The 22,814-nt window shown below is 65.4% G+C and carries 15 protein-coding genes and 1 tRNA gene; 6 read left to right on the top strand and 10 right to left on the bottom strand.

The window, feature by feature from the left end; translation table 11 throughout:
• Positions 1-87: 87 nt before the first annotated feature.
• Positions 88-837 (bottom strand): SDR family NAD(P)-dependent oxidoreductase, encoded by a 750-nt coding sequence (locus I41_RS03150; RefSeq protein ID WP_145430815.1) that lies wholly within the window; start codon positions 835-837, stop codon positions 88-90.
• Positions 838-1,196: 359 nt separating this feature from the next.
• Between I41_RS03150 and I41_RS03145 the strand changes: the two genes are divergently transcribed.
• Both I41_RS03145 and I41_RS03140 read left to right on the top strand, forming a co-directional pair.
• Positions 1,197-2,330, top strand: coding sequence for a DUF1559 domain-containing protein (locus I41_RS03145; protein ID WP_168206641.1), 1,134 nt, complete (start codon positions 1,197-1,199; stop codon positions 2,328-2,330).
• A 69-nt stretch (positions 2,331-2,399) separates the two neighbouring features.
• Complete coding sequence (locus tag I41_RS03140) at positions 2,400-2,834, top strand: carboxypeptidase-like regulatory domain-containing protein (protein ID WP_145430811.1); 435 nt, start codon at positions 2,400-2,402, stop codon at positions 2,832-2,834.
• A gap of 183 nt (positions 2,835-3,017) precedes the next feature.
• Here I41_RS03140 and I41_RS03135 read toward each other — a convergent pair whose 3' ends face one another.
• From I41_RS03135 to I41_RS03125, 3 genes are all read right to left on the bottom strand, one after another.
• The gene (locus I41_RS03135) at positions 3,018-4,298 is read right to left on the bottom strand and encodes an outer membrane protein assembly factor BamB family protein (RefSeq protein ID WP_145430809.1); all 1,281 of its coding nucleotides are present in this window, start codon (positions 4,296-4,298) and stop codon (positions 3,018-3,020) included.
• 183 nt (positions 4,299-4,481) lie between these two features.
• Entirely contained in the window at positions 4,482-5,663 is a 1,182-nt protein-coding gene (locus I41_RS03130) for a nucleotidyl transferase family protein (RefSeq protein ID WP_145430807.1), read from the bottom strand.
• 473 nt (positions 5,664-6,136) lie between these two features.
• Complete coding sequence (locus I41_RS03125) at positions 6,137-6,391, bottom strand: hypothetical protein (protein ID WP_246133794.1); 255 nt, start codon at positions 6,389-6,391, stop codon at positions 6,137-6,139.
• Positions 6,392-6,831: 440 nt separating this feature from the next.
• On the opposite strand from I41_RS03125, the gene I41_RS03120 reads away from it, so the two are divergent.
• Both I41_RS03120 and I41_RS03115 read left to right on the top strand, forming a co-directional pair.
• Positions 6,832-10,041 carry a CHAT domain-containing protein gene (locus tag I41_RS03120; RefSeq protein ID WP_145430805.1) on the top strand — a complete coding sequence of 1,070 codons (3,210 nt, stop codon included), beginning with the start codon at positions 6,832-6,834 and terminating at the stop codon, positions 10,039-10,041.
• Positions 10,042-10,204: 163 nt separating this feature from the next.
• Positions 10,205-11,524 carry an esterase-like activity of phytase family protein gene (locus I41_RS03115; protein WP_168206640.1) on the top strand — a complete coding sequence of 440 codons (1,320 nt, stop codon included), beginning with the start codon at positions 10,205-10,207 and terminating at the stop codon, positions 11,522-11,524.
• A 6-nt stretch (positions 11,525-11,530) separates the two neighbouring features.
• Here I41_RS03115 and I41_RS03110 read toward each other — a convergent pair.
• Positions 11,531-11,601, bottom strand: a tRNA-Gly gene (locus I41_RS03110).
• Positions 11,602-11,643: 42 nt separating this feature from the next.
• A complete protein-coding gene (locus I41_RS03105; protein ID WP_145430800.1) occupies positions 11,644-13,038 on the bottom strand; it encodes a hypothetical protein in 1,395 nt (464 codons plus the stop codon).
• Between the two features lie 138 nt (positions 13,039-13,176).
• Here I41_RS03105 and I41_RS03100 point away from each other — a divergent pair, with 138 nt between their 5' ends.
• Positions 13,177-13,818 carry a TVP38/TMEM64 family protein gene (locus I41_RS03100; RefSeq protein ID WP_145430798.1) on the top strand — a complete coding sequence of 214 codons (642 nt, stop codon included), beginning with the start codon at positions 13,177-13,179 and terminating at the stop codon, positions 13,816-13,818.
• Between the two features lie 55 nt (positions 13,819-13,873).
• Here I41_RS03100 and I41_RS03095 read toward each other — a convergent pair whose 3' ends face one another.
• Complete coding sequence (locus tag I41_RS03095; protein WP_145430796.1) at positions 13,874-15,655, bottom strand: esterase/lipase family protein; 1,782 nt, start codon at positions 15,653-15,655, stop codon at positions 13,874-13,876.
• Positions 15,656-16,025: 370 nt separating this feature from the next.
• On the opposite strand from I41_RS03095, the gene I41_RS03090 reads away from it, so the two are divergent.
• Positions 16,026-17,558: a glycosyl hydrolase family 8 gene (locus tag I41_RS03090; protein ID WP_145430794.1), complete on the top strand. Its 1,533-nt coding sequence runs from the start codon at positions 16,026-16,028 to the stop codon at positions 17,556-17,558.
• Positions 17,559-17,772: 214 nt separating this feature from the next.
• On the opposite strand, the gene I41_RS03085 is transcribed toward I41_RS03090, so the two are convergent.
• The 3 genes from I41_RS03085 to I41_RS03075 all read right to left on the bottom strand — a co-directional run bounded on the left by I41_RS03085 (position 17,773) and on the right by I41_RS03075 (position 22,004).
• The gene (locus I41_RS03085; protein WP_145430792.1) at positions 17,773-18,813 is read right to left on the bottom strand and encodes an AI-2E family transporter; all 1,041 of its coding nucleotides are present in this window, start codon (positions 18,811-18,813) and stop codon (positions 17,773-17,775) included.
• Between the two features lie 199 nt (positions 18,814-19,012).
• Entirely contained in the window at positions 19,013-19,657 is a 645-nt protein-coding gene (locus I41_RS03080) for a YXWGXW repeat-containing protein (protein WP_145430790.1), read from the bottom strand.
• Positions 19,658-20,018: 361 nt separating this feature from the next.
• Positions 20,019-22,004 carry a right-handed parallel beta-helix repeat-containing protein gene (locus tag I41_RS03075; protein ID WP_145430788.1) on the bottom strand — a complete coding sequence of 662 codons (1,986 nt, stop codon included), beginning with the start codon at positions 22,002-22,004 and terminating at the stop codon, positions 20,019-20,021.
• Between the last annotated feature and the right edge of the window lie 810 nt (positions 22,005-22,814).

Here is a 22,814-nt window from a genome sequence, read left to right as displayed (position 1 = left end):
CGAGCAGCGTTTGTGATTTGAGACGTCGCCGAAATTCAGGATTCGCAAAGTGCATCGGACCTGTCGCTGGCGTGAAGTATGCGCCGGTCAACGCAACTGGGTGACCCCGCCGTCGATGTCGTACGAGACGCCGGTGATGAATGCCGCCTCCTCGGAGAGAAGAAAATGCGCGAGCGCGGCGATCTCTTCGGGGCGCCCCATACGGCCGATCGGCTGGTATGCCGAGAGGGTTTCGAACACCTGCCGCCGCTCCGCCTCCGGATAGTTCTTCGCAATGTAGCCGTCCACGAACGGCGTGTGGACTCGCGCCGGGCAGATGCAATTGCACCGAATGTTCTCGGCGACGTAGTCGCGAGCCACCGACAACGTCATCGACAGGACGGCGCCCTTGGTCATCGAGTACGCGAAACGATCGCGAATTCCTAACTTCGCGGCGATCGATGCCATATTGAGGACGACGCCGCCCCCCTGAAACCTCATGCGCGGGATCGCGGCGTGCAGGCAGTGATAGACGCCGCGCACGTTCACGCGAAACAGCCGGTCGAAATCCTCCGGCGACGTTTTCTCGACATTGCCGACGTGGGCGATGCCCGCGTTGTTCACCAGTGCGTCGACGCGTTCCAGTCGCGCGAACGCGGCCGCGACCGAATCCGCATCGCCGACGTCGCATTGCATCGCGTCGGCAACCCCTTCGGCGGCGCGTACCGCGGCGACCGTTTCCTCGCCGGCGGCCAGGTCTCGCTCCAGCACCACGACTCGATCGCCTGCCGCTCCTTGCCGCACGGCAATGGCGCGGCCGATGCCTGAGCCGGCGCCGGTAATCACCACAGTTCGCATCGTACCGCTATCCCTCGTAACGCCTGCATTTCACACGACCGACCTGCCGGCGACCAAGCACCCGCGCGCCAGCATCGAGTGGACATGACGTCGCACCATGACGCGAATTCAGCGTGAGTTGTACCACGGGGTGCCTTCGACGGTTTACAATCGGTGCTTCGCGGCTTGCAATCCGTCATTCGCCGCCGGGAAGCGGGCCTCCCGGAGACCGGCATAAGGCGTTTGGTCTTTCGGCCCGTCGCCGATATACTTGGGGGGACCTTGTCATGACCCAGCGCCCGATCGGCCGCGCTGTTCCACTGGCTCGCACTGACGCAAGCATAATTCACAACCTCCAGCCTTCTCCAGGAGTGCCGGCGATGGTCGCGTCGTCCGTTAGCAATCCAAGTTCCTTCAGCCGCAGCCGCCCATCGCGGCGGGCCCGCGGCTTCACCCTCGTCGAACTGCTAGTGGTGATCGCCATCATTGGCGTGCTGGTGGCCCTCTTGCTGCCGGCCGTGCAGGCCGCGCGCGAGGCTGCCCGCCGCAGCCAGTGTACGAATAATCTCAGGCAGCTCGGGCTGGGGATGCTCAACCATGAGTCGGCGAAGAAGCGATTTGCGCAGAACGAACAATACATCTACAAGGGGAAGAACGGCGTCCAGCGCCGCGACTTGGCGTCGCATCTCGTGATGGTTTCGCCCTACCTCGAAGCGGCGGGACTTTACGGGCAGCTCAATCTGAAGCCGGACGCGCCGGTCGTTCCCGGTGAGCAATTGGTGCAGGGCGTCAGGCTCTATCAACTTCCGCTAGCGATTCTGACCTGTCCGTCCGATGAGAAAACGGGCGTCGTGGAATCAAAACGCGGATTTCCAAACCAGTGGGACTCGCTCGCTCAAAACCGGCCGGGGCCCAAAGCGACGACGAGCTACTGCGGCTCCATGGGCGCCCAGTTGATGGGCTGGGGGGGATGCAACGTCAAGAACGTCGTTGGCTACACAGGCAACGCCTATGGAGTCAACTCGGTGTATCCTGGCGACGACTGGTTCAACACAACTTCGAAGCCCGACACGTGCGGCAATTCTAGCAATCAACGCGGCGACTGTCCGGATCCAGCGACCGTCAGCGGCGTTTTCAGCCGTAGTGCATGGGCTGCGGCCCTGAAGGAAATCGAAGACGGAACCTCGAACACCATCATGATGGGCGAGATTCGACCTTCCACCTCCGCGTTCAATTGGATTCATGGCTGGACCCTCTCGGAGGGTCTCTGGTTCGCAACGACCGCGCCAATCAACTACGAGACCGATCCAGAGGCGGTTGGCGTATCACAGGTGTGCAAACGCTGGGACAACGACTTCAATACCGCCCACGGCTTCAAGTCCCGCCACGCCGGCGGCGCCAACTTCGTCTTCTGCGACGGCTCGGTCCACTTCCTGAACGAGTCGATCGACTACACGAACTATCAACGCCTCGGCGCCCGCTCCGATTCGGAAAACGTCACCGAAACCTTCTGAGCGGCGACCGCGACGCGAATCGAATTGCTCGGCGACCGCCGTCGAACCGTTAACTAGGCCGGAGCCCTCATGACCTCACGATTCGCTTGCTGCGTTGCCTTGCTCGCCGCCATCGGTTGCGGTTCGGGAACCAGCGGCCCCGCCACCTATCCCGTCACCGGCGTCGTCACCCTGGCCGGCGCGCCGGTCGAAGGCGCCATCCTGCAGTTCACGCCCGCGTCGCCTGATCTCGGCATCGCCGGCGCCCAGGCCACGACCCGTCCCGACGGCACGTTCGACGTTAAAATCGAGCTCGACATGGGCAAGACGTCCAAGCAGGGGCTTCCCCCTGGCGAGTACAAGGTCGCCGTCACGAAGCTCGAACTGGCCCCCGGCCAGACGACGTTGACCAAGCCGCCGCAAAACGTCCTGCCGCCCCAGTACGCGACGACCGACTCGTCGCCACTGACCATCACGGTCAAAGCCGACGGCGAAAACCGCTTCGACTTCCCGCTGGCGAAGTGAGCGCGATCGCGCGTTCAGCCCCCGGCTCCGAAGCTTATTCAACTGCGCTCTCGATGCGCATTGACCACGGAGAACATAGAGGCCACGGAAAAGACGACCCGTGGATCATCTCCCTTCGCTGTTCTCTGTGCTCTCTGTGTTCTCGGTGGTTAAATCGTTATCCGCGAAGCATTTCAAGAGTGATCACTTCGCCGCCGCGGGCCCGTCGTCGCCCGCCCCGAAGCAGAACAAGTGCTCGACGCCGCGAATCAACAGGTGATCGCGCACCGGCACGGGCGTCGCGATCGCTCGCTCGCCCAGCTCGTTACCGCTCTTGGTCAGCAGTTTGAAACCGTCGCTCACATCGACCACGAACGACACGCCATCCTCGCGCAAGCAGTAGAGCTTATCCCCCGCCAGCACCGGCGAAGCAAAATACTTGTCGCGGCCTTTCGGCAGCGTGCCGCTCCAGAGCTCCTTACCGGTCTGCAGATCACGGCAATCGAGCTTGCCCCCGTCCGTGAGAATGTAGCACTTGTCGCCCGCCACAATGGGCGTCGGCACATCGGGTCCTTCGATTTGCTCTTCCCACAAGCGGCCCGACTCGGTGACGTCGCCCTGGCCGCCTAGCTTCACGCCAGCCAAGAATTTGCCGCGGCCGAACGGTACGACGGCGATCTCGTCGTTCATCGCATGGGAGGCAATCACCCGCCACATTCCCTCTTCGTTCGGGTTGAAGCCTGCGCTCTCCCAGATCAATTCCCCCGTCTTCGCGTCATGACCGGTCAGATGGTCGGCCCCCCAAGTGACGATCACTTCGCGGCCGCCGATGTTCGCCACCTGCGGCGTCGTGTAGGCTTGGTCCGATTCGTCCGGCCGCTGATACTGCCGCTTCACCTTCCAGACCTCGTCGCCCGTCGCCGGGTCGAGCGCCGCCAGATACGAATCGCCTGCCTGCATCACGGCGATCACCACGTTGCCGCCGGCCAGAATCGGCGACGTCCCCAGATCCCACCACAACGTGTTCTCGCCGTACCGCTCCTGCAGGTTCGTCTGCCATAGCTCATTGCCCGCAAAGTCATGACACGCCACCCGGCCGCTCTTGAAGTATGTGACGACATGCTTGCCGTCGGTCACAGGCGAAGGATTCGCGCCGCTCCCCATCTTGTGCTGCCCACCTTCGCCCGGGCCTAGCGTCCGCTTCCACCGCTGCTGGCCGTCGAGGCCGTAAGCCAGCACGGTATCCTGCTTGTCCTCGCTGGCGGTGAGGAAGATCGCGTCTCCCCAGACCACCGGCGACGAGGTCCCGAACCCCGGCACGGCAACCTTCCAGGCCACCCCTTCGTCGCCGGAGAACTCCACGGGGAAATTCCCCGCCGGGGCGATCCCCTTGGCATTCGGCCCCCGCCACTGCGGCCAGTTATCGGCCGCATGGGCCGTAGCGAGCCAACTGATCGAGCAGAGCAGGGCGAGAGCGTAGCGCATAAGAACTCCGGGCTAAGTCGCCAGGGGTGAGTGGCCTTCGAAACGAGACCTGAATTCTAACGGCCCGCCGATCCCCCGTCACCCAAGTGCCGCTGGCCCGGCCCCCCGGCTCGCCACCCCCGCAACGCCCATTCTGCGGATGCTCGCCAAGCGAGCTGAAGGGACGCCATGGAAGCCACTGGCTCAGGATCGGTGATCAGCGCCCATACGCAGTTCCGTCGACGAGACGTCCTCGCGAAACTCACTCGCCGGAACCTCATCGCAAATCGCCGTCAGGGCCGGCGGCAGCGTCAGGTCGCTCAGCACGGTGAACTTGCCGTCGATCACCCGGCCGAACACCAGGAAGCGGCAGCCCCGCGCGGCGATCTCGGCAATCGCCGCGTCGCGACGCGAGCAGTCCCCACTGTAGTATTTGGCGTCGGCAATTCGCACCAGCGTGTCGATGCCGACGACGAACGTGGCGCCTGGGAAGAGCTCCGCCTTCTCGCGAAACGTCGGCGCGCGCGTCAGCGCGATCCAGCGATCGTCGTCCAGCGTTCGCAACCATTCGAATCGTTCATCCATCGAGATGAGGTCAAGCGGCGGCTTGTCGACGTTCTCAATCGATAATTCCCACGCGACAGGATGCCGCAATCGCTTTTCCGCGGCCTCCGCCATGCGTAAGTGCCCCGCATGCGGCGGATTGAAGGCGCCGGGAAACAAGACGCGAATTGACGACGCCGCCTTGTCATCTAAGTAGTCCCACCCCCTGCCCGGACCGCGAACATTCAGGCGACTGCGGCCCAGCAGCAGATCCGTGTCCTGATCCGCCGCCAGCACGCCGTGTCCTGGCGCCGACGCCAACGCCGCCGCGTCTGTCAGGCCACATCCCTTTAGCACGATGGCGAGAACACTTGCCGCGGCAATCAGTTCGTCCGATCTCCGCTCAGGAGGCGAATCATCTAACGAGTGCTGCGCCTCGAACGTCCTATCGTAGGTTTGAAATGCCGCGTGCACGCGCCGTTCGCCTCGCTTCGGTCGATCCGTCGCCAAACTCGCCGTGGCGCCGACGCCGAGCCAGGTCTGCGGCGCCGCGTCAGGAGCCAGCTCACGCGCGCGCATGAACGCCGCCATCGCCATCGCCCGCGCCGTCGCCGCGCTGCAGGCCTGCTCGGGCTTCGCCCCGATCCAGTCGGTCAGCGCCGCCAGCGAGTAGGGGACAATCGCTTCCAGAATGGTTCGCGAGGCTCCGGGCGTTTGGAGGAGAGCGCTGATCGCCCCGCTGCCGCCGCCGGTGACGGCGATGACGAGTTGCTTGCCGCTCGCATGAATCTTCGCAGCGACCGACTGCCAATCAGGCGAGGGATTGGGATCGTTGAAGGCCAAACGTTTGGTCCATTCGCGGGGGCAGGGAGGGGACCGGAGAATGCGTTCAGCATGAACGCTGGGGGCGAGGGGCTCAAGTCTTGTGGAAAGACAGTACCGGGAGGATGCCCCCCCGGCTCGCTTTTTGCTGAACCCTGCACCCTGTGGGCTGACGTCTGTTTTGGCCCCGCGGGCAAAGACGTCTGAGGCGCGCCGCGCTGTCGCCAGCGCTACGACCCCTCAGACGCCTGCCACGCTAGGCGCCACCCCCCCGAGTTGTCGCCAACGGCCGCGCGGGAGTGCGCAACCATCGGCGACTGGCGTTGAACCCGACTAATGGCCCCGACAATCAACCAACAGCTGAATCTTGAAAGAGCCGACTCGCTCGAGAAACCCCATCGATGCCAGACTGCTCGCGGCAGGCGCGCGGGCCTTCGCCCGCGGCCAATTGGCCGTGCACCGCCAGAACGCTCGCCGCGTCGCGCCAACGCCCATTACGGCGTCGGGGCTCCCTGCGGTTCGCTAATTTCCTGCGCCCGTTGCTCGGCCAAGGCCGCCGCCTCGTTGGCGAGCTTGAACTCGGGGCCCGGAGCGTAGTACTGCACGTCGTCGCTCAGGTGGTACGGGCTGGGCAGCGTTTGTCCCGCCACGTCGATCTGACAGCCGGTCGACATGCCGCATGCCAGCAGCAGCAAGCCGCCGGCCAGCATCTGAAACCGTCCCGAGCGATTGGAAGTCGAAATGTTCACGGTGGGCTCCAACAGGAGTCGGTGCTATCTCAGCCGGCGCCACTCGCGCGCCGGTCGCGGCTTGCGGCGCCAGCCGTGGCGGCAGCAAACCCTACAACCGTTATCGGCGGCACGACCCGCAAACTTTCACTTCGCTGGCAGAATTTCTGGAACGGGGCAAACGGGCTCAGCAACCTGTCGCCACCGGGGAGATCATTTTGCACGAAGCGCCGCGAGGGGTAGAAAGGCTCCCGACCCCGCCGGCATCCAGGCCGATTTCGCTTGGCCCCGCAGCACGCCCCGCATTTCGCCCAAACACAAGCATTCCCACGGGCGATTGCTAGAATAGCAACTAGCGCCGAGCGGCCCCGCATCCGCCTCGTCGGCCATTCGCTGCACTTCCGTCCGCCGGCTACGCTGCCCACGGCCGGAATCGTTAGCGCCCGGAGCAGAGAACAATCATGCCAGCATCAGCTAGCGGGCTGAGGCTCGCGATTCTTGGGGTATGCGCGGCGATGTTTCTCGCCGTCGGCTCAAGGTCTGCGCGCGCCCAGTTCAACGACACGATCCCCTCGCAAGGCTACTACGGCGGCGTCGACGAGCTCTATCGCGGCGAGTTTCGCGACGCTCAACGGACGTTCAGCCGCTCGCTCACCAGCAGCGTGAAGACGATCGGCTCCACCGGCACGGTCCGGTGGATCGATTCGATCTGCTATCACGCGATGCTCGGCGAAACCTTTTACCATTGGGGGCAGCCCGAGCAGGCCCTTCAGCAGTTCAATCAGGCCTGCACCCTGTTCCTGCAGTACCCAAAATGGATGCTGCGGGTCCAGTTCGCCCCGCAGCTCAATGCCGACTCGTCGCTCGCCCGCGTCATGGTTCCGTGGGGCATGAGCGAGCGCCGCTTCGTCGCCGGGAACTTTGGCTCGACGATGCCGGTCTCGCAGGGCAGCCTCGACGCCAGCCAGCAATTGCAGCAAGGGGGCGTCGTCACGCCGCCGCAGCTTTGGTCGGTCGACGTGACGGAGGTCGTCCGCTGCACCGCACTGGCTATTCGCCGCCGCAACGAAATTCTCGGCCCGCTCGGCCCTCACGATTCGATCTCTAAAAATCTCGCGTCGACGCTCTCCCGCGGCGCCGCGCCCCCCAATCACTGGTCGGGCGCCTGGAGCGACGTCCTCTACGGCTTGGCGCTCGCCGGCATCGGCGATCGCGAGCAGGCCCAGCAACGTTTCGAACGCGGACTCCTGGCGGGCGGGCAGTTTGATCACGGCCTCACCTGCGTCGCCCTGTTGGAGCAAGGCAAACTGGCCCTCGACGCCGGCAATGCGTCGGCGGCCGTCGGCCTCTTTGCCGAGGCCGGCTACTCGGCGTTTCTCTTCCGCGACGCCGGCATGGTCGACGACGCCTTCCGCTGGAACGAGCTCGCTCGCATTGCCGCCGGCGTCCTCGATCCCAATCCCGCGCTGCCCAACGCCCTCGCCTGGGCTCGCCGCGAACGTCTCAACTTCATCGCCTCACGGCTCAGCCTCGCGATGGCCGACGAGTTCCTCACGCTCGACAATCTCAAAGCCGCCGCGCCGGCGCTGGCGGCCGGAGTCGCCCTCCTCGGCGACGCCCGCACCGGCGTCCTGGGCAACTACGCCCAATATCTTGATGCCCGTATCCAGTTCTCCCAGGGACGAGGTTCGGCGGCCACCGCTCTTTCGACGGCTCTCGCCGGGCAGCAAAAAATCTCGCGGAAGCTCTTCCAGCTAACGCTCGCCAACCGCATGTTCGACGAGCAGACGTTGCCCATGCGATCGGCGTCGACGGTTTACGAACAACTCCTGGCCGATCCCTCGCCCGCCGACGCGATGATTCGTCCTCTCGAAACCATGGCGGTCATGATCACGCCGCAGCCCGACGCGTACGACCGTTGGCTCCTCTCGGCCATTGACCGTAAGAACGCCGGCGCCGTGCTGGAAATCACCGACCTGGCCAAGCGCCGCCGCTATCACAACGAACTTCCCTGGGGCGGGCGCACCAACGCCCTGCGCGATTTGGTCGTGACGCCGGTCGAACGACTGACGCCGCAACAACGCCAACAGCAAGCGGAAATCTTCACGCGTCACCCCAGCCTCGCCGCGGCGCTGAAAGAGGTTACGCAACTCCAGACGCAGCTCAGCGGCGTCTGGACGCCGGCGATGGACGAAGCGGCGAAGAAGAAGGCGCCACGGCTGTGGGAACAATATGGCGCCTCGCTCGACGATCGCGAGGCCGAACTCGCTCGCATCGCCGTCGGTCGACTGCCGGCCGACTATTCCTTTCCGCCGACCATGGCGCCGATCGACTTTCAGTCGCGGCTCCAGACCGGTCAGGCACTGCTGGTGTTCCACGACACGCCCGACGGCATGCTGGCCATCCTGCTCACCAATAAGGCCGTCGCCAGTTGGAACTGCGGGCCGTCAGCCCGCCTCGGCAGTCAAGTTTCCGCCTTCCTCCGCGACATCGGCAACGTCGACGCCAACTTCCAAGTCCCCGTCGAGGACCTCGCAACCGACAAATGGCAAGAGAGTGGCGCCAAGCTCTACCAGGCGATCTTTAACGGCGCTTCGATCGAGCCGGCTGCGCTGAAGCAGCTCATCGTCGTTCCCGATGGAGCCGTCTGGTATGTCCCGTTCGAAGCCCTGGTCGCCAAGGTCGACGAAAAGCAGACGCCGCTGGGGAGCCTGGCCACGATTCGCTACGCTCCCACCGCGGCGCTCGCCTTCAGCTTCGATGGCTCGTGGCGCCGCATTCAGCGAACGGGTCTCGCCACGGGCGATATGGTGCCCGGGGACGAGCCAGCCGAGGAGCAACAGGCGCTCGCTGCCCTGGAAGCCGCGCTCCCCGGCCCGTTGCCGCTCACGCAGCCGACGCCGGCGCCAACGCCGACGCTCGCGACGCTGCTCGACGCGCTGGTGGTCCTCGACGACGTCGACGCCCTCGGTCCCGATCCGCTCGCGTGGTCGCCGCTGCCGGTCGATCGCAGCATCCAACAAGGGTCCCTCGACCAATGGCTGGGCATCGCCGGCAACGGACCGCAGCGAATACTGCTTCCGGGGATGCACACGGCCGCCGAACGCGGCGGCAAGGCGGCCCGCGCGCGGCGGGGCGGCGCCGCGGTCGCCCCGGGCGACGAGCTCTTCTTCGCCAGCTGCGGTCTGATGTCAGCCGGCGCCGACACGCTGCTGCTGAGCCGCTGGCGCGTCGGCGGACAATCGACGCTCGACCTGGTCCGCGAGTTCATCCAGGAACTGCCGCACACGGCCGCTCAAGATGCCTGGCAGCGGAGCGTGCGATTGATCCAGGAGTCGCCCATCGATCCGACCGCCGAACTGCGCGTCAAAGCAGGCAAGGATCCGGTCGAGCTCACTGGCAAGCATCCATTCTTCTGGGCCGGGTATCTGGTCGTCGATTCGGGCTGGCGCCCGGTTCAACAGGAAGTCGTCGCCGACCCCGCCGCGGCGCCCCAGGCCGCCGCGGGTCAACCCCCCGCCGGAGCCGCGCCGCCTGGCGTCCCCGTTCCAGGCGCCGCGCCCGCCGCTGCCCCCGTCGGCAAAATGAGCCCGCCGGCCGACCCCGGCGCTCCTTTGCCAGCGCCTGCTCCGGTCCGCCAGCCCCCGCCCGTTCCACAGCCCCCTAAATAGCCGGAGGCCCAGGGCCTCCGGGCGCCCCGTCGCTAGTTCAACATCAGTCCGCGCCGCCCCCCGGACCGCGTGGCCGTCCGACTGCTCGACAAGCTCTTCTAAAAGCACAACGCGAGGCGCCATGTTGCAGCTTCGCACGACGGCGTTGACTATGATCGAACGCATGGCGCTTCCTCGCTTCCCAATCCGTCGCTGGTTTATCGTGCTCGCCCTGGTCTCGGGGGCGACCTCCGGGCACGCCGCCAATTGGTCGATCGATCGGGTCAATCACGCCTTGCTGACGCCGCCCGCCGGCGTCACCGTCGCCGAGATGAGCGGCATCACCTACGTCGGCCCTGCGGGCGGCGGCCATCGCTTCATCGCCACCGAGGAAACTCGCGGCGAACTGATTCAGTTCGATCTGACGCTCACCCCGGCCGGCGGCATCGACGCCATTTCGGGGATCGCCGTGATCGACATCGTCCCCACGAGTGATTTCGAAGGGATCGCCTACACAAATCCTGAGCGCCATAGCGTTTTTCTCGCTGCCGAAACCGGCGCTCACCTGCGCGAAGTCAGCCTCGCCACCGGCGCCGAACTGCAAAACGGCGCCGTCCCCACGCTATTCAACAACCGACGCGGAAATCTCGGGACCGAATCGCTTACCCGGTCGCGCGACGGCACCGCCATGTGGACGGCCAACGAGCAGGCGCTCACCATCGACGGAGCGGTGTCGACGCCCACCGTCGGCACGACAGTTCGACTCCTCAAATTGAACGTCGCTGGCAACGTCACGAGCGCTGGCCCGCAGTTTGCTTACGTCGTCGAGCCCATTCACGGCACGTCGACGCTGGGCAGTCCGCAAAGCGGACTGTCCGATCTCACGCTCATGCCCGACGGCGCCCTGCTGTCACTGGAGCGCTCCGTCGCCGTCGACACGCCGATCTATCTCAACCGCATTTTCGAGGTCAACCCCGCGAGCGCCACCGACGTCAGCGTCGCCCCCTTCAATACCGGACTCATCGGGCAAACCTACACGCCCGTCGCCAAGACGCTCCTTTGGTCGGGCGCCATCGACGCCTCGTTCGGCCAGAACATGGAAGGCCTGACGCTTGGCCCCCGACTCGCCAACGGCGACTGGTCGCTGATCGGCGTCGTCGACAACGGCGACGGATCGAGCGGCAACACGATCGTCGCGTTCACGGCCACCCCAGTCGTATCCGCCGACTTCAACGGCGACGGCGCCGTCGACGGAGCCGACTTTCTCCAGTGGCAACGGGGCAACGGCAAAGCGATCGGCGCCGCGCACCACGAAGGGGACGCCAACCGCGACGGCGCCGTCGACGACGCTGATCTTCAGCTCTGGAAGGGGGCGTTTGCACCGCCCGCCGCCGCCGCGTCCCACGCCATTCCCGAACCGACGCCAGCGCTCCTGAGCGCAGCCGCCGCCGCGATCGGCCTCTCCGCGCACAAAAAAGTCCGGCGTCATCGACGCCGGACCTAAACGCAAAGCGGGTGAAGGGAATCGAACCCTCGCCTAAAGCTTGGGAAGCTTTCGTTCTACCATTGAACTACACCCGCGCGATTCTCCACTCCCCAAGTCTAACGAACCCCGGCCGGCCATCAATCCCCCGCCTGCGCCTCCGCCGCCAGCGTCTTGAGCCTTTCCGCCAACTCGTCCGCTGCCACGGCCCCCTCCAGTGCCGTGAGAAAGTCTTCTTCCTCCGCCGCCAGCGCCGCCCGCTGCTGTTCGACCAGCGCGATTGATTCCGCCATCGACCGCGGCGCCGCGACGAACCGTCGTTCGCTCTTGCTCAACCCATCGTAGTACAGCCGTACGAACTCGTGCTGTGCGGCCAGTTGCTCCAGTTTCCCGACCAAGAGGGCAACTTCGCCTTCGGTCAGCTGTCCCGGCTTGGCAATCACCTGGGCGTCGATCTCGTCGAGACCTTCGTGGTAGCCGCGGATCTGGGCGTTCAGTTCCACGAGGTTCACCATCACCGGCGGGGCTGGCGCTGCTAGAACCGGCGGCGTCGGCGCGTCGTGCTCGGCCACGACCGTCGTGGGCGTCGCCTCCACATCCCCGGCCGGTGGAGCGACCTTCGCCACCGGGTTGCCGGGTGGCGCTGCCTCAGGCGTCGTTTGGTTCGTCGGAGGAGTCGGCGGCGCGACGACAACTGGCGCCGCGGTCGGCTTCTTCTCCGGCGGCGTCGACTTCGGCGGCGAGATGTCCGCCGATTGATTCATCCCTTGCGCCGCCCCCTCGACATTCTCTGCCTGACTCGGCGGCGACTGGGGCGGAACTTCTACCGGCTTCGCTGCGATCACCCGCTGCGGCGGAGCGGTCGCCTCTTGCTGCGGTGCACTCGCCGACGGGACAGGCGCCATCTCGGCCGGCGTCGTTTCTACTCGCTTCGCCGCCTGCTCGCTCCTCGGCGCGCGGGGCGTGATCCGAAATTCCTTCGCCTTCGGCGGCGTATACGCCTGCCCCGGCTTCAACTCGACGTCGCGCGGCGACGCCGCCGGCGGCGCGACGACCTTCGGCTCCAGCGCCGTCATTGGCTCCGCAGCTTCGGCGAGCTCGCCCGCAGGCGTTGGGCCAGGGGGCTGCGTCTCGAGCTTCGCGGCGGGCTTTGCCGCCGCGGCAGGCTTCGCTGGTTCGACAGGCAACTCGCTGAACGTCGGCGTCGGCGGAAACTTGCCGCTCTCGCCTGGCAGCGTCCCGACGATCGCCCCGCGCAGCCACTTCTCCAGCAGTTGCCGATCGGGCCCCGTCTGCGGCGACGCCTCCCATGCCGCAAGCGTCCGGTCCAGCTCCTCCTCGCGCATGGCCCGCGTACGGCCGTCATGGCGCCATGACATCTCAATTTGGAAGCGCAAGTCCGATTCGAGGGCATCGGTGCGGTCGCGCGTCGGATCCGCCGTCGGTCGCGCCGTCACGCCGAGCCCCAAGATGCCCAGCGCCACCAGGGCGCTCAGCAGGCTCGTCATCCGCTGGCTCATCATCAGTTTGTACATCGTAGGCCAATCGCGCTGGGGTCAACGGTCAGGCGGCTGGTAGCGATTGGAATATGCTAAACTGGCTCCATCGCCCCGCCGTTGCACAAACGTAGAATCCGCTTCTCTCAAGTCAAAACCGCCGGCCGCCCCTCTCGTATGATCGACCGCCGACTGCTCAAGCCGCTGCTGTTGGTGACGATCGTGCTGGTTCTGCCGCTGGTGATTCTCGCGTTCCACGGCGAAGCGTTCGCCGCCGCGCTCGCTCGCTGGCAAGCCGACCCGCCGCCGCGCCGCGCGCTCGCGCTTGCCGTCGTCGCGATCCTCGCCAGCGACGTGTTGCTGCCAATTCCCTCCGGCCCGGTCAGCACGCTCGCCGGCAGCCAGCTCGGCGTCCCGCTCGGCACGGCCGCGTCGGCGCTCGGCATGACGCTTGGCGCCGCCATCGCTTTCGCACTCGCGCGCCGATGGGGACGTCCGCTGGCCCAGCGTTTCGCTTCGTCCCAAGCGCTCGCCGACGCCGATCGCGCCTGCCAAGATCATGGCCCGTGGATGCTGGCGTTCACCCGCCCGCTGCCGATCCTCGCCGAGGCCGCGGCCCTAGTGCTGGGAGCGCTGCAGATGTCGTGGCGCACCTTCCTCCCGCCCGTGATCGCCAGCAACATCGCGATCGCGGCGGCTTACGCGATCCTCGGCGCCCAAGCCGCCACGCAGGGCTGGCTTCCGCTCGCGCTCGCCGTCAGCATGGCGGCGCCGCTCGCCGTGGCCGCCTTCGTCCGCCGGCGAGTGCGTCGTCCGTAAGTCTAGACGATGCACCGCTCGCTTCCGCTCATCGCCCGCGAGCGCCGGCAGCCAGCTATTTGCAAAACACTGTTTCCGCCGCGCCGGCGTCAACGACGCGAGCATGCTCGGCAAGGATCCGCAGCACCTCGACGATTACCTGCTCGTTGCGCGGCAAGCTCGAATGGCTTGACTCGACGAACTTCTCGCTGCTGGAACCGGCCAGCCGAGCGCTGTTCACCGGCACCACGCCGTCTGAAGGGCCGCTGCCGACGGTATAGCGTCCCTCGCCGACGACGGTATGCAGCGCTACTCCCGGCCGGTAGGGCAACTTCGCCGCGGCGTTGAGCAACGGGCTACTCGGCTCGAGCAGGTCGATGCTCGTGGGAAACCGCCGCGTCAGCTCGTCGCTGAAGTCGTCCGGATTGTCGCGCACCAACTGGTCGTGCCTCTCGGCGACGGCCGGCGCCGTTTCGACGAGGGCCGAGCCGACGCTGCCGACGACGCGCCGCGCCCACGCCGAACCCAGATGGGGCGTGCCGATGTAAATGACGCGGCTGACGTCGGCATTCGGTTCGAAGAAGAACGCGGCGCCGAGCGCAGCGCGCGTCGCCGCGTCGGTGCGCACCATTTCCAATGGAATGCGCGACGTGGAATTCCAAAGCGCGGCGCCGCTGTACGTCACTTGCAGGTTGGCGACGAGCCCTCCCATGCTGTGCCCCACCAGTACCATATTCGACGCCGCGCGATCTCCGCCGCACGGATCATAGTACATCCTCAATTCCGCCAACTGCCGCCGCAGCGCTGCAGCGCTCGTCAGGAAGGGTTCGCCCGTGTCGTAGCGAAACGCCCAGAATTGATAACGACTCGTTAATTGCGGCCGGACTTGCAGCTCGTTGAGCATGTCAGCCCAAGTCAACGGGTCGGACAGCAACCCGTGAATGAACACGACCGGAATCTTCCCCGGCTGATAAGGTTCAAGCATGTACAGTCGATCGTCGACCCCGCCGCCGGCAGGGCGCAGGAATGGCTCCAGCCACGCTTGCGGCAGGTTGACCCCCGCGTAGACGATCGGGGCCGTCATGTCGCCCGCCAGCGGCGCCACTCCGGCTGCCGTTCGCACCTGCGACTCGCAGAGCGGATTATAGAACTCCAACCGCGCCGACCCCCCGGTCGCGGTCCACACCGGCCGCACCAGGGCCGTGGCCGCAAACCGTCGGTCAGGTTGCACGAAGGGGCGCTGCGGACCGACGTCGCTCCTCACGACGACCAGCGGAACGCCCACCCCGTCGCGACGGTACGTTCGCTCCGGTTGCGGCGCAGCGTATTCGCCCACGACGTTCAGCGCACCAAACTCGGTCGGCGCCCAGAGGAAGCCGTGGTATGCGGTCTCCAAGGGAGCGAGCCCGCGCGGCCCCATTGCCGTCAGCCCTCCCCGCGGGCTCCAGCGTCCACACTTCTGGGCCGACGTGATCAGACCGACGACGGCCGAGTGGTACAGCTTCCACTCGCGCGAATCTCGCCCGCTGCCAAGCGCCGGCGAGCCAACGGCGGGCTGGACCGCGTCCAGTTCGCTCGCGAGCGCCTCCACCGCCGGCCATGCCGCAACCGCGCACTGCAGGTACGCGTCCACAGCGCTCGCGGAGCCCGCGGCGTCAAGTCGCACGGCTTCACAGTACCAGCCTTCCGCCACCGACGCGCCGCCGGCGTCGTCCAGCAGCTTGCAGGCGGCGACCGGACGTACCACCTGCGGCGGATTCCAGGAGCGCGCTCGCAACGACGCGCAACCCGGCAGGACGCAGGCCGTCAGCGCTGCGAGCCAAGCCCGCTTCACCAGCTGGAAATGACGGCCTGTCACCACGATCACGGTCTTCCGTTACCAATCGCTTGTCTGGCTGAAAGTTCGCCCGCAGCGCGTCCGGTGCGCTCCTCCCGCAAATCTACAGCGCTAATCCGGCCTTTTAGCGCAGCAGGTGCAATGCTGCTCATTTTCTCAGCCGCTGCCGCCGGTCAATCCCCGACGACGCTGCCGGTTTTCCCGACCGGAAAACTCTTCGCGACCGTCAATCTGCCAGGGGCTGCTCGGCTTTCAGCTTCCCACTTGGTCAGCTTCAGCTTATTGGGCCGACGCTACTTGGCGTTCAAAGAATCGGGCGCGGTACGGCCCCCGGTTGCGCGCCCCCTTAGTACACTGAGAAGTGGAACATACACCGAAAATAGGTCTCATCATGCTGCCGAATAGCATCCGTGCTCCCCGACCGGGTCGATCGCGCCGCCGCGCTGCCGTTAAATTCACGCTGCTGCTGGCGTTCATCTTCCCAGCCGCCGCCGCGTTGCACGCCCAACAATTCCCGTTCGGCGCGCAGCATCAAGCCTACCGCCCCGGGACGCTCCTCCCCGCCAATTACAGTCGCGCCCAACTCAACCAGCACGTCGCCGACTACTACGACCTCTTCAAAAGCCGTTGGCTCGCCGTCGACCCCGGCGGCAACGGCTGGCGCGTGAAGTCCGACTCCTCCGGCCGCACCGTTTCCGAAGGCCAAGGCTACGGCATGGTGATCGTCGCCGCGCTGGCGGGTCACGATCCGCAAGCCAAGACGATCTTCGACGGCCTCTGGCAGTTCCGCCTCGCCCACCCGAGCACGATCGACGATCGCCTTATGGACTGGGAAGTCCCGAATACGAGCGGCAACGACAGCGCCTTCGACGGCGACGCCGACATCGCCTACGGCCTATTGATGGCCCACGCCCAGTGGGGGAGCGCCGGGACGGTCGACTATCTCTCCGCCGCGAAAAACGTCATCGCCGGCATCCGCGCCTCGACCATCGGCCCGCAGAGCAAGCTGCCGATGCTCGGCGACTGGGTCAATCCCAACGGTTCCACCTACAGCCAGTGGACCACCCGCTCCTCCGACTTCATGCCAGGCCACTTCCGCGCCTACGGAGCAGCCACGGGAGACGCCGCCTTCTGGAACAGCGTCGTCGTTGCCACGCAAAACGTCGTCGCCGACATCCAATCAAACGAATCGGCCGCTACGGGCCTCCTCCCCGACTTCATCAAACTCGTCGGCGCCTCGCGCGACCCGCAGCCCGCCCCGAACCTGCTCGAAGGCGCCAACGACGGCAACTACTGGTACAACGCCGGCCGCGATCCCTGGCGACTCGGCGTCGACGCCATCCTCAACAACGATCCGGTGACGCTCGCCCAGGTGCGGAAGATTTCCGACTGGGCCCGCACCTCCACTGGCGGCAACCCCAACAACATCCGCGGCGGTTACAAGCTCGACGGCACGCCGCTCAACAGCTGGCAAGACATTTTCTTCATCGCCCCCATGGCGGTGGCCGCGATGACAGGCGACGGCGCCGTCGACCAGCAATGGCTCAACAGCCTCTATGATCGCGTCCGTCAATCGCACAACACGGGCGACTACTACGGCGACGCTGTGACGCTGCAATCGCTGCTCGCCGTGACGGGCAACTTCTGGGACCCGACCGCGGTCCTCGCTGCGCCCCACCCTCCCGGCGACTTCGACGCAGACGGCGACGTCGACGCCGACGACCTCAGCCGCTGGGGCGCCAGCTTCGGCGTGAACAGCCAAGCCGACGCCGACGGCGACAGCGATTCCGACGCGGCCGACTTCCTTATTTGGCAGCGAGGCTTTCAACCGTTGGCCGCTGCATCGATTGTCGTTCCGGAGCCTTCGATCGCCACGCTTTTGCTATGCGGAATAACGGCACTTGTTCGATATCGAATGCGCTGACGACGCTTCAACCTCTGGTTCCAAGGCTTGTTCAATGGCAGTCATTAATGCATTTACCGCAGAGAACACAGAGGCCACAGCGAAGACGACGAGGATATTCATTCTCTTGTCTTTCCTCTGTGCTCTCTGTGTCCTCTGTGGTTAAGTCGTGATCGGCTGAGCATTTCGAGGGTGACCGCAGTTGAATCAGTTTCGGAACCGGGGCTGATAAACACTAACGCGCTAACGTCTTCACTTCCCCCCGCCCCGGCAACCTTCCGCTCAGCAGCTCCGCCAGCGGCCGCGTCGTCTCAAACTCCGCGAGCACGATGCGGACCATCGCCATGATCGGCACCGCCAGAAACATGCCGGTCACGCCCCACAACAAACCCCAGAACGCCAGCGACAACAGCACGCTGACCGGATGCAGTTCCAGCCCGTGAGCCATCAACCGCGGCGCCACGAAGTTGCCGATCACCATGTGGATCGCCGCCGGAATCGCGACGACAGCCGCGATCATCCACGGATTCTGAAACTGCGCGAACGCAATCGGCAGCGGCAACAGCGTCGCCACGATCCCGCCGACGTTGGGGATATACGTCAGGATGAACACCAAAAACGCGAACAACCACGCCATCTGCAGCCCCAGGCCCCACAGCACGAGGCCCACCAGGATGGCCGTCAGCGTCGAGATGATCGTCATCTCGACGAGATACTCGCGAAACGTCCGCTCGATGTCGGCCCAGATGCCGACGCGCCGCCGATGCGAGTCGCGGCCGAACAGCAGGAACACGACGAAGATCATCACCAGCACGGCGTGCGAAATCATCCCCATCAACACGCCGGCGCTCTGCGTCACGTACAGCGGCACGTTGTCCTCAATCTCCGCGACGATCTTCGCCTGATCGATCTGAATGTGTCGCGATTGCAGATTGTCGAACACCTTCTCAATCAGATCGCCCGCCTGCTGTCCATAGTCGCGCGCCACCGCGACCATCGCCTGAAACGCGGCCACGAACGCCAGACTCAACAGCGACAGTAGCGCATAGACCACCAGCAGCGTCGTCGCCACGGCCACCCACCGCGGAAACCGCAGCCGCACGACCTGATAGTCGAAAAACGGCGCGACCACAGTCGTGATGAAGATCGCCAACACGAACGGAATCATCACGTCGCGGGTAAAGACAAGCGCAAACGCCACCGCGATCGTCGCCAGGATCATCAGCGATCCGACGGCCAGCCAGACTTGTTCGTTACGAAGGTGACGTCTTTCCATGTGACTCGCTCAACGATGCGTGATCGCTCCTGCAGCCCCTGGCTCCGCCAGGGGGTCGTTCGCCACGCCGATATGGCGTTCGCTCATTCTCCGTCTTCTCCGTGTTCTCCGTGTTCTCCGTGTTATCTGTGTTCTCTGTGGTAAACGCGATTGCTGACGACGGTCGAGCAAGCTCCGGAGCCGACGGCCGCCACAACCGCTACCCCTGCCAATGCGCCGGAACCCATTGCCACCCCAGCGCTCCCTGCACCCATTGCCCCGCCACCCACGTCGCCGTTGGCACGACGGACTCGACGTACGTCCCAGGAATCCAGACCCACGTGCCGCGCCACTCCCAATGCCCCGGCTGCCACGCCGTCGCCGCCGGCGCCGCGGGGACGACCTCTGGATAGACAGGCGGCGCCGCCACCGGCTTGTTGACGATCAGGCCCTGATTCGCCGCCGCCCAATGGGCGTTCTCCCACACGTACTGGCCCCCCTGATGTTGCCAATACCCCGGCGTCCAATAAGCGTTGCGGAACGGCGGCTGCACCCAACCGCCGCCGACCCATGCCCAACTGTCGGGAGTCCGGTCCCAATGCCCGCCGACCCACACCCCGCCCGACGCCGGCGCCGGCGTGATCACTTCCTGCTGCGGCGCCGGAATCGGCACGTACGTCGGCGAAACCACCACCGGCTCTTCGACCACAGTTGGCGTCTCGACCACAGTTGGCGTCTCCACGACGGTCGGAGTCTCGACGACAGTCGGCTCCTCAACCACCACCTGCGCCCAGCAGTCGCCGCCGACAATGTTCCCGAGCGCCATGAGCGCCGTGGCCATCACCAGGAAGAACGCACGTTTCATCTCGATTCCCATCCATGTCGCTGTGCAAGTCAGTGAAACACCCGGCCCCAAGCCGCGGCGCGTCAATCTAGCCCAGCGCCCCAACGTCGGTAAACGCCATTTCCCGGCGTGCCGAATGGCTCAGCATGAGGCTACAGCTATCTGAAGCTCACTCCAATGGCTGGACCACTGGCGCACCCAGCGACGCCACGTCAAACGTACTGCCGCTGGGCAACGGGGAAGCCAACCGAATCAGATTGAACTGCCGTTTGGGGAGGTGGGGCGAACCCAAGCGTCAAGTCAACCACGCAGCGGTCGGGACCCCCTCAGCGGAATATCGCCATCCTCGCGGCGCGAGCAGCCGTGAGTCGTCGGTTCCGCACTATCTCCACAAACTGCGCACGCGTGCTTTGCCTGCCGCACGCAGCGAGAATAAATCAGCGTCCAGAAACGGCAGGCGCGCCGAGGCGAATACAGCGTCCCGAGCTAACATGTGTCGTAGGGCCGTGCGCGACGGTTCGCCGCTCGCGGCCAGTGACGGCGCCATGCGGAAGTTAGCAGACGCCGAGGCCGCTGGCCCCGCGACAATGATTGTCGCCTCCTCAACCGCAACCGTGCTACCGTATTGCGCCGTCCACACGGCCAGGTCGGCGGCGTCGACGTCGTTATCGAAGTCGGCGTTGCCACTCGATCGCGTCGCGGCAACGCCCGTGACGCCGAAGCCTCGCTGCCAAATCAAGAAGTCCGTGCCATCGCGGTCGTTGTCAAAGTCGAAATCGGCCGTTGGGTCCGACTGCACTTCCACGGCGCCGACGTCGACCGTCACGCCGCTAACTCGGGCAAAGCCGCTGCCGCGCTGGTCGAAAGGAATCGGCTCGGTCGTATTGGCATCCCCGTCGACGTCGAAGGCGTCGATCGGCCGTTGATCATTACCGCCGGCGTTGATCGCCGGGCTGCCCGGCAGCGGCAGGTGGGTCTGCGCGGCCCCGCCATTGGAGGCCAGCGCGCCGAGCAACGCGCTCGCGACGCCGATTTGATTGCCGTTGACGCCGCCGTTGGCCAGGCCGCTGGAATCGCCGGGGCCGATCAGGTTATGGGAACTGGTCGTATTCGCGGCGACGCCCGCAAAGTTGTCCGCGATGGAAAGTCCCGCGATGGGACCTTGAAGATTGTCGGCGATGATCGTGTTGTGCATCACGACGCCGAAGACGCTGTTGTTGTAAAGGCCGGCGCCGACCCCGCCCACGTTGCTGGCATCAGCCCGGTTGCCGACAATGGTCGCATTGCGCAGCGCGAGGCTTCCGTTATTGCTGATGCCGCCCCGGTCTCGCCCGCCGATGTTGCCGCTGACCGTCGAGTTTTCCAGCGACATCGACCCGTCGTTCAAGATGCCCCCAACCAACGTCGCGCCGTTGCCGCTAAACGTCGAGTTTTGCACGGTGACCGTGCCGGCCGCTTCGTTGTGAAGGGCGCCGATGACGCCGTCGAAGCCGCCGGAATCGAAAGCGTGGTTATTGGCAATCGTCGAATTGACGATCTTAAGTACGCCCGAGTTGGAAATGCCGCCGACGCTCAGGGCCGCGCCATTTCCAGCGATTGAGCTGTTCCGCAGCGTCAGCGTGCCGCTGTTGACGATGGCCCCTCCTGTTCCGGTGAGAACGCTGTTGCCGTTGATGCTGCTGTCGATCAACGTCGCCGTGCCGGCGTTGAAGAGACCGCCGCCGCCGCCGTCGGGCGTCGCCGAAAAGCTCCCGCCTTGGTTCCCCTGAATCTGACTGGTGCGTACGGTAAGCGTGCCCGTCGACGAGTTGTGGATTCCCGCGCCTTCGACCGCCTTGTTGGCGGTGATGACGACATTCTCCATCGTGAGTCGCTCGTTGTTGAGGATCCCGCCCCCCTGCGTCGCATTGCCGCCGCGAATCGTCAGATCGCGAATCGTCAAGCTGCCGAACGTGCCAACGGCCGGGTCGCTCACGAACAAGACTCTCGAGGCCGTGGCGCCGCCGCTGACAGCCAAGAGCGACGAACCCGGTCCATTGATCACCAGCAGACCGCGCGGATTGAGCTGCCCCTGGGTTAGCGTGATCGTGCCCGTCAACCCAGGCTGAAACTGGATCAGATCCGAGAACAGGCTGTCGCCGGCGGGTCCTCCCGGTTGAACGGCCACGTTGGTGTTGGCGGCGCCGATCGCCTCGCGCAGCGTGACGACGTTGTCACTGAAGTTCACCGGCGCGTCGATCAGACTGTTGACCGTGAACGTCGTGAGTGCGAGACGCGGCTCAAGAGGCTCGAAGGTGATGACCCGCGAGAATTGCGCCGGGCGCGACCGGCCGAGAGATTTGGGCCGCCGAAACCATCGGTGAGACATGCGTGACTCCGTCGCTGCGGGCGGCAAGCGGTGCGGCGCCCAATGACCAGCAGGGACCGTATTATGCGCCGCTGCGGGCTGCAAGGCGCGTAGATTTTTCCAGGGCAGCGCGCTCACCCTTCCATCGATCCGCGAGCGGCGGCAGCCCGTCGCCCCCTTCCGGGCGTTCCCGCCACCCACAAATGCCGAATGCTTGCCGTCCGTTGCCGCCCACAGCCGTCAGCACGCGGTCGCGTCATTCCGAGCGGAGCGAAGAAACTAGAATCTCGCTCAATTCGCCGGCGGCCTCGGTTCTCCGCACCGAGGGCGAAGCCAAGAAGCTCCCACCATCAGATGGAGCCCCGCTGACGCGTCCCGTGACTGCGCCACCCATGTTCACGATCATGGGCCACCCGCGATAGCGTGCGGATTGGTGCGACTGACCCATGGGTCACGCCAGGAACCGTCGATTGGATCGACCTCAGCAGCGAAACAACCGTCGATTAACTGCCAAGGACACGCCCTCCTGGTCCAGATAACGAAAAAAGCTCAGCGACCCGGCGCACGGGACGCAATGATTGCAACCGCGACGCTCAAGCCGGGTTCGCTGCAGCGCATGGTTAGGCGGCGGCATACAGAATGGCTCTGACTAAAAAGAATGCCAATAGCGGTGCCACAAACGGTGCAACGAAGCAAACGCCGAAAAGAGCCCCTGCTCGCCATGCTGGTAAGTCTGGATTCCTGTCATGCTTCCCGACAGCAAGACGGATCAAGCCCATATAGCAGCCAATGCCACACACAAGGCCGAGTGGGATCGCTAACCACATCCAC

This window comes from Lacipirellula limnantheis (assembly GCF_007746075.1).
Taxonomy (GTDB): Bacteria; Planctomycetota; Planctomycetia; order Pirellulales; family Lacipirellulaceae; genus Lacipirellula; species Lacipirellula limnantheis.
The sequence above is the reverse complement of the archived record's forward strand: the minus strand, read 5'-3'. Positions and strand labels throughout refer to the sequence as shown.